Genomic DNA, 7,541 nt, shown 5'->3' on the forward strand with positions numbered 1-7,541 from the left:
GCCGCAGATTTCCTGCGTAACCTTGTGAAACTTCGTTCACAACACCTGCGCAATGACGCCCTTTGCTTGACGGTAACCCGGACGCACATACTCTGGTGAAAACCAATCGGGAGAATTGGCCTATGGGAGTATTCACCAGCATCACGCGTGAAGCCGGGTTTTTGACGGCGATGCTGCGCGTGCTCGGTCAGATCAAGAAGGTCGGGCCGGCGTCAGGCCTGCGCGTGCCCGATCATATCGAAAAGACCGTGGATCGTTTCGCGGACCGTCCGATGGCGCTCACCGATGAGGGTGAGGTCAGCTATGCGGCGTTCGACGCCTATGCCAATCGAGTCGCTCACTGGGCCCTGGAACAGGGTATGAAGCCCGGCGAGACCGTTGCGCTCTTCATGTCCAACCGCTGGGAATATATCGCCGTCTGGTTCGGTCTGTCCAAGGTCGGTCTGGTGACTTCGCTGATCAATAACCAGCTGCAGGGCAATTCCCTCGCGCATTGCCTGACGATTGGCGAGACACGCCATTCCATTGTCGAGGCGTCGCTGGCTGACGCCTATATGTCCGCCGAAGCGGCCGGCAATGTCGAGGCTCAGGCCTGGTGCGTCGATGGCGAATTTGCCGGCTCGCGCGATTTCAACGCGGCGCTGCAGCGTCAGAGCGATGCGCGGCCTGATCCATCGGTGCGCGCATCGGTCAAATCGTCCGAGCCGGTGCTGAAAATGTTCACCAGCGGCACGACCGGTCTGCCCAAGGCGGCGCTGATGACGCATGTGCGGGCGCTATATTATCTCAACATTTTCGGTATCGCAGCCAAATGCACAGACCGTGACCGCATGATGATGGTGCTGCCGCTCTACCACGCGACCGGCGGGCTGTGCGGCGTCGGCTGTGCGCTCTCCTTTGGCGGGGCGCTGGTGATTCGGCCAAGATTCTCCGCCTCCGCCTTCTGGCCCGATACGGTGAAATTCGGCGCGACCCTGTTCATGTATGTCGGGGAGCTCTGCCGCTTCCTGGTCAACTCGCCCGAAGTGCCCGAGGAGCATCAGCACACACTGCGCTGTGCGATCGGCAATGGCATGCGCCGCGATGTCTGGGAACAATTCCAGGAACGGTTCAAACTGCCCCAAATCGTCGAATTCTACGGGTCGACCGAAGGCAATGTCGGTCTCGTCAATGCCACCAACCAGCCCGGCGCCATCGGGCGGGTGCCGTCCTATCTGCGCAATCGCTTCAATATAGATCTGGTCAAGTTCGACCTTGAGAGCGAAATGCCGCTGCGCGGCGCCGACGGGCATTGTGTCGTGTGTGCGCCCGATGAAGTCGGTGAGGCCATCGGCCGGATCGATCCCGAGGATGCCCGCTTCCGCTTTGACGGTTATGGCAGCGAGGAAGACACCGAGAAGAAGATCCTGCGCAATGTCTTCAAACCCGGCGATGCCTGGTTCCGCACCGGCGATCTGATGACGCGCGACCGGCTGGGCTATTATTATTTCGTCGACCGTGTCGGTGATACCTATCGCTGGAAATCGGAGAATGTCTCGACCGGTGAAGTCGCCGAGGCGCTCAATTTCGACGGCATCGAACAGGCCAATGTCTATGGCGTCGAGGTCCAGGGCCATGCGGGCCGGGCCGGGATGGCGGCGCTGGTGGCCGGACATCATGTGGTCGATCTGGAAGCACTGCACGACCATATTCACCGGGCCCTGCCGGCCTTCGCGCGTCCGCTTTTCCTGCGGCTGCAGGAGCAGACCGATACGACCGGCACCTTCAAGCTGCGCAAGGTCGAGCTGGTCAAGGAGGGCTTCGATCCGGATCAGATCGAGGATCCGCTTTATATTGATCATCCGGTGATCGGCAAATATGTCCGGCTGACGCGCGAACTCTATGAGCAGATCGTGGACGGGCGGTTGCGGGTATGACGGCGCCGGCCGTCACCGCGGCGGGTATCCGCAAATTCTGGTTTGACGAAGCCGGGCCGGCTGCCTGGTATCGAGTCTCCCCGGAATTCGATGCCCGGATGCGGCGGCGTTTCGCAGCCAGTGTCGAGCGCGAGGCGGCTGCGCTGCGCGCCGGTGAACATCCCTGGCAGGATGAGGCCGAAGGTGCGCTGGCCCTGATCCTCCTGCTCGACCAGTTTCCGCGCAATATCTGGCGCGGTTCCGGCAAGGCTTTTGCCTTCGATGCGCTTGCCCGCCAGGTCGCGCGCATCATGATCGAGCGTGGCTTCGACTGGGCCGTCCCCGAAGAGCAACGGGCTTTTGTCTATATGCCTTTCATGCATTCGGAAGCCCTGGGCGATCAGGATTATTGCGTCGAGCTGGCGGCCGAGAGACTGACCTCCCAGGGTACGCATGATCACGCCGTCAAGCATCGCGACGTCATCCGCCGCTTCGGTCGTTTCCCTTATCGCAATGAGGCATTGCAGCGCGAAACAACACCGGAAGAAGCCGACTATCTCCAGGGCGGCGGTTATGCACCGGGCCGGATCGACTCGGCAAAAAAGACCTGAGGGCAGACCTGACCGCGGGTGCGCTATCCGGGTGATCTTCAAGTCATTGTAATTGTATCACAATTTGAACGCGGCATCTGGCCCCGGGCTTGCTGATACTCTGGCAAGACTTCAATGCTCCGGAGAGCCCGCTCATGACGCCGCACGTCCATATCACCGTCGAAGACATCCGCCAGATCGCCTGGACCCTGGTCGATCTGCACGGGCCACAGGCCATCGGCTATGCCGATGAGGCGGTTCTCGATCTCGACGGGCAAGGCAAGGTCGAGGGCGCTGACGCCTGGCGCGCCCTGCGCTCGGTGATGGAAGATGCCCTGGCCGGGCGGCTGGGCCGTACCGGTTCGCTGTCGATCCACTAGCGCTACGCGCCCGCGGCAATCTATCCGTTTGCGGCCCGAAACGGCTGTGCTAACTCGGGGCCATGGACACTTCTCCCTGGACACGGGCGCTCAGCAAGTTCGGTCTCGACGACCCGTTTGAGCCGGGCCGCACCGCGACGCATATGCGCAAGGCCTTGCGCGATGCCGCACCGCATCTCGATGTCACGCCGCCCCCGGTCGAGGCCGTGCGCGAGTTGACGATTCCCGGTCCGGACGGCGCAATGCCGGCGCGGCTGTATATTCCCAATGGATCGACGGCACCGGCGCCTTGCCTGCTCTTTTGCCATGGCGGCGGCTATGTCATCGGTGATCTCGACAGTCATGACGCGCTGTGTCGCCGCCTGGCGGCGATCAGCGGTGTGCGGGTGCTGGCGGTCGATTACCGCCTGGCGCCGGAGCATCTTTTCCCTGCAGCGACCGATGATGTCCTCGCGGCCTTTGACTGGCTGGCCGGTGAGGGCGCTGATATTGTCGGCGCGGACCCCGAACGGCTTGCCGTTGCAGGCGATTCAGCCGGGGGCGGGCTTGCAGCGATGCTGGCGCAGGCCCGGCGCAGACAATTGCGTTTTCAGCTGCTGATCTATCCGTTGATGCAAATGGTCGAGCGCCGTAAATCCAGGCTCAAGGCCCTAGAAGGGCATATCTTTTCCGCCATAACGCTGGATCAGATCGCGCGCTATTATTTCGCCGATGAAAGCGAGGCCAGCGACAAACGCGCCTCGCCGCTGCTCGAGGATGATCTGGCCGGATTGCCGCCGGCCTATATCGCTGCAGCCGAACTCGATCCGTTGATGGATGAGGGGCAAGCCTATCGTGACCGGATGATCGCCGCTGGTGTGCCGGTTAGCTATACGCTGGGCAAAGCCTTGCCGCATGGCTATTTCAACCTTACCGCAATCCTGCCGGGAGCCCGCGCCTTGATCGACAAGGCGGCGCTGGCGCTCGGCGATGCCCTGCGCGACTGAGCCATTTGCGTTTTGCCCGGCAAGTGCTTAGCTCGTCACCATGTCGAACAAAACGCCCTACACGCCCGATCCGCGCTTCATGGCTCTGGGCCCTGACTTCGCCGACCCGGTTGAGCCAGCCGCCTTCCCGAAAGCCATTGAGCGTTTCTGGAACGGGCGCTGGGCGGCTGCGACCGGGCTGGAGACGCTCGATGCAGCGGCCCGGATCGCGCATTTCCAGCGCTTCGAACCCTTGCCCGGCAATCAGCCCGAGCCGCTGGCGATGCGCTATCACGGGCATCAATTCCGCAATTACAATCCGCAGATCGGCGATGGTCGCGGCTTTTTGTTTGCGCAATTGCGCGACGGGCAGGGGCGTCTGCTCGATCTGGCGACCAAGGGTTCCGGCCAGACGCCCTGGTCGCGCGCCGGCGATGGGCGCCTGACGCTGAAGGGCGCGGTGCGCGAAATTCTCGCGGCGCAAATGCTCGAAGCGCTCGGCGTGTACACGTCCAAACTCTTCGCCGTATTCGAGACCGGCGTGCCCTTGCAGCGCCATGACGAGCCGTCGCCGACGCGCTCGGCCGTGATGACGCGGCTGGGGCATTCGCATTTGCGCTTCGGCAGCTTCCAGCGCCAGGCCTATGAGCAAAGCCCGGAACGGATCAATGCGCTGATCGATCACGCCGTCGCAGAATACTATCCGGCGCTGGCCGAGAGCGAGGATCGCCCGGCGGCGCTGCTCGAAGCGGTGGTCGCGGCGAACGCCCGGCTTGCGGCGAGCTGGATGGCGGCGGGCTTTGTGCACGGCGTCCTCAATACCGATAATCTCAATCTCACCGGCGAGAGCTTTGATTACGGGCCCTGGCGTTTCCTGCCGCATTATGATCCCGGTTTCACAGCGGCCTATTTCGACGAGAGCGGTCTTTACGCCTATGCGCGCCAGCCCGAGGCGGTGTTCTGGGCGCTGCAGCAATTGGCCGGCGCCTTGTCGCTGGCGGGCGAGCGCGAAAGCCTTGAGGCGGCGCTCAATACATTCCCGGCGCTGTATCGCCAGGCCTTGCTGGACATGTTCCTGGCCCGGTTCGGAATCGCTTCGCGCGGTGATGACAATGACGAAGCCATGCTGCGCGCTTTCCTCGCCTTCATGCTCGCCTCGCGCCTGCCCTGGGAGGCGGCGTTTTTCGACTGGTTTGGCGGACCGGCCTCGCAGGGCCGGGCGATGCAGGGCCCGCGCGCCAGCGTCTATGCAGGCGAGGCCTTCGAGGCCTGGCACGCCTTGCTGATCCAGCATGCGCCCGTGCGTCCGGAGCGGCTGGAGCATGCTTATTTCGCGCGGGCTGAACCGGTGGCGATGACGATTGATGTCGTTGAGGCGATCTGGGAGCGGATCGCCGGGGATGATGACTGGTCGGCGCTTGATGCGGCATTGGCCGATATCGAGCTGGCGCGGCAGGGTTATGATCTGGGCCGGGATGATCAGGGGGCGGGCCGGACCGGGTTTTTGCCATGAGCCTTGATCTACTCACCTCGCCCTTGCTGGCCGGCGAGAGCGGCCTGGTGCACGCCTTCACGACAAGGGCCGGCGGGGTCAGCGAAGGGCCCTATGCGAGCCTCAACATGACGCGGTCGCGCGGCGATAGCGCTGAGCATGTTGCGACCAATCGGGGCCGCGTGCGCGAGGCGCTGGGGCTGGACCATCTCGCCTTCGCGATCCAGGTGCACGGCAATGCGGTTGTGCGTGTTGACGCAGCGCCGAAGGGTGATCAGGCGGCCGGTGAGGCCGATGCGATGATCACCGACCGGCCCGGCATTGGCCTGGTGTGCCAGACGGCGGATTGCACGCCGATCCTGATCCTTGATCCCAAACGCCGCGCCGTCGCTGCGATCCATTCCGGCTGGCGCAGCACGGTGCTCGATATTGTTGGCGAGACGATTGCCGCGATGGCCCGCGAATATGGCAGCGAGCCCGGCGACCTGATCGCGGCGATCGGGCCCTCGATTTCGGCGGCGAATTACCGGGTCGGACCGGAAGTCGTGGCGCAATTTGAAGCGGTTTTCGCCGATGCGGGCGGCATTCTCTCCGCGCGCGACGATGAGGGCGGGGCGCAGCTTGATGTCGGCGAGGCTTGCCGGCGACAGCTTCTCTCTGCGGGTCTCCAGGCGGAAAAAATCGAGCGTTCTCAACTGTGTACCTATGCCGAGGAGGGCCGCCTCTTCTCGGCGCGCCGCGCGCATCACCGCGGGCAGAGCGGGATTTTCGGCGGCCAGGCGGGGATTATCGGCCTGCGCTGAGGGCGGCGGCTTTCATCGCCGGTCGCGAGTGCCTAGATTGACCGCAAATCGCACCCAAAAGGATTCTCCCCATGCCCGCATCCCTTGGCTATGCCGCCTCTGCGCCCGACGCTGCCCTGGCACCGATCCGTTTCGACCGGCGCGAGCCCGGCGCGGGCGAAGTGCTGATCGAGATCGAATATTGCGGCGTTTGCCATAGCGATATTCACCAGGCGCGCGGCGAATGGGGCAATACGCTTTACCCGTGCGTTCCGGGTCACGAGATCATCGGCACGGTGACGGCGGTCGGCGAGGGCGTCGCCAAATTCAACACCGGCGACAAGGTCGGCGTCGGCTGCATGGTCGATAGTTGCGGTGCGTGCGAGAGCTGCCATGACGGGCTGGAGCAATATTGCGAAACCGGCATGACCGGCACCTATAATGGCCGCCTGGCCGATGGCAGCCACACGTTCGGGGGCTATTCCCAGCGCCTGACGGTGAAAGAAGATTTCGTCCTGCGCCTGCCCGAGGGCATGGATCCGGCCGGGGCGGCACCGCTCCTGTGTGCCGGGATCACGACGTTTTCGCCGCTGCGGCACTGGAAGGTCGGACCGGGCCAGCGTGTTGGCGTGGTCGGTCTGGGCGGGCTGGGCCATATGGGCGTCAAGCTGGCGGCTGCGATGGGCGCCGAAGTGGTGCTCTTCACCACCTCGCCGGGCAAGGCCGAGGACGCGAAACGGCTCGGTGCGAGCCAGGTGGTGATCTCCAAAGACCGCGCGGCGATGAAGGCCATGCGCGGCCAGCTCGACTTCATCCTCAACACGGTGGCGGCGTCACACAATCTCGATCCCTTCCTCGATTGCCTGAAGCGCGACGGGACGATGGTGATGGTGGGTGTGCCCGAAGTGGCGCATCCATCGCCCTCCGTGGGCCGTTTGATCGGACGCCGGCGCACCATCGCCGGATCCCTGATCGGCGGTATCGCCGAGACCCAGGAAATGCTCGATTTTTGTGGGCAACACGGCCTGGTCTCCGATATCGAGATCATCCCGATGGACGGCATCAATACCGCCTATGAGCGCATGCTGAAAAGCGATGTGAAATACCGTTTCGTGGTCGATATGGCGACGCTGAAATAGGCGCGGACGGCGGCGTAGATTTTTTCCGGTAAAAACGGGGCGTCTGCTACGACGTCTACTACAATGCTGACTGTCACTGAAAACCGCTGTCTGCCAGTCTGTCATTCTGGCGACCGGCGTGCGGATCAGCCTTGCAGGGCAGGGAATTACGGGTTGCGCCCGGATGGCCGGCAGACTGTCACCCTGTCACTGTCTGTCATGCGAGCGGCCGCCACTGCGGGCGGGGTATTGCGGGGGCGGGCGATGTCAAAGAGCGCAATCTCGCCCCGAGGATACGCCCGCCCCTGGGCCAGCGGGA

7 protein-coding genes are annotated in these 7,541 nt (G+C 63.6%); all 7 read left to right on the forward strand.

Annotation, left to right across the window (positions count from 1 at the left end; all coding sequences use genetic code 11):
- The first annotated feature begins 122 nt into the window (after positions 1–122).
- The 7 genes from ACN0YJ_RS05235 (at position 123) to ACN0YJ_RS05265 (ending at position 7,243) form a co-directional block, all read left to right on the forward strand.
- Positions 123–1,916 (forward strand): long-chain-acyl-CoA synthetase, encoded by a 1,794-nt coding sequence (locus ACN0YJ_RS05235; protein WP_417477976.1) that lies wholly within the window; start codon positions 123–125, stop codon positions 1,914–1,916.
- Positions 1,913–2,506: a DUF924 family protein gene (locus tag ACN0YJ_RS05240; protein ID WP_417495543.1), complete on the forward strand. Its 594-nt coding sequence runs from the start codon at positions 1,913–1,915 to the stop codon at positions 2,504–2,506. The genes ACN0YJ_RS05235 and ACN0YJ_RS05240 overlap by 4 nt, the downstream gene beginning before the upstream one ends.
- 134 nt (positions 2,507–2,640) lie before the next feature.
- On the forward strand, positions 2,641–2,865 hold the full coding sequence (locus ACN0YJ_RS05245) for a hypothetical protein (protein WP_091766909.1): 225 nt from the start codon (positions 2,641–2,643) through the stop codon (positions 2,863–2,865).
- A gap of 62 nt (positions 2,866–2,927) precedes the next feature.
- Complete coding sequence (locus ACN0YJ_RS05250) at positions 2,928–3,851, forward strand: alpha/beta hydrolase (RefSeq protein ID WP_417495544.1); 924 nt, start codon at positions 2,928–2,930, stop codon at positions 3,849–3,851.
- A gap of 40 nt (positions 3,852–3,891) precedes the next feature.
- Positions 3,892–5,343 (forward strand): protein adenylyltransferase SelO family protein, encoded by a 1,452-nt coding sequence (locus tag ACN0YJ_RS05255; protein ID WP_417495545.1) that lies wholly within the window; start codon positions 3,892–3,894, stop codon positions 5,341–5,343.
- Positions 5,340–6,125: a peptidoglycan editing factor PgeF gene (gene pgeF / locus ACN0YJ_RS05260; protein ID WP_417495546.1), complete on the forward strand. Its 786-nt coding sequence runs from the start codon at positions 5,340–5,342 to the stop codon at positions 6,123–6,125. Before ACN0YJ_RS05255 ends, pgeF begins: the two co-directional genes overlap by 4 nt.
- Positions 6,126–6,196: 71 nt before the next feature.
- Positions 6,197–7,243 carry an NAD(P)-dependent alcohol dehydrogenase gene (locus ACN0YJ_RS05265; RefSeq protein WP_417495547.1) on the forward strand — a complete coding sequence of 349 codons (1,047 nt, stop codon included), beginning with the start codon at positions 6,197–6,199 and terminating at the stop codon, positions 7,241–7,243.
- Positions 7,244–7,541 lie beyond the last annotated feature (298 nt).

This window comes from Maricaulis sp. (assembly GCF_048270095.1).
Lineage (GTDB): Bacteria > Pseudomonadota > Alphaproteobacteria > Caulobacterales > Maricaulaceae > Maricaulis.

Excerpts from the sequence above, each read along its gene's own strand:
- ACN0YJ_RS05235 (WP_417477976.1), top strand. The coding sequence starts at position 123 with ATGGGAGTATTCACCAGCATCACGCGTGAAGCCGGGTTTTTGACGGCG.
- ACN0YJ_RS05240 (WP_417495543.1), top strand. The coding sequence starts at position 1,913 with ATGACGGCGCCGGCCGTCACCGCGGCGGGTATCCGCAAATTCTGGTTT.
- ACN0YJ_RS05245 (WP_091766909.1), top strand. The coding sequence starts at position 2,641 with ATGACGCCGCACGTCCATATCACCGTCGAAGACATCCGCCAGATCGCC.
- ACN0YJ_RS05250 (WP_417495544.1), top strand. The coding sequence starts at position 2,928 with ATGGACACTTCTCCCTGGACACGGGCGCTCAGCAAGTTCGGTCTCGAC.
- ACN0YJ_RS05255 (WP_417495545.1), top strand. The coding sequence starts at position 3,892 with ATGTCGAACAAAACGCCCTACACGCCCGATCCGCGCTTCATGGCTCTG.
- pgeF (WP_417495546.1), top strand. The coding sequence starts at position 5,340 with ATGAGCCTTGATCTACTCACCTCGCCCTTGCTGGCCGGCGAGAGCGGC.
- ACN0YJ_RS05265 (WP_417495547.1), top strand. The coding sequence starts at position 6,197 with ATGCCCGCATCCCTTGGCTATGCCGCCTCTGCGCCCGACGCTGCCCTG.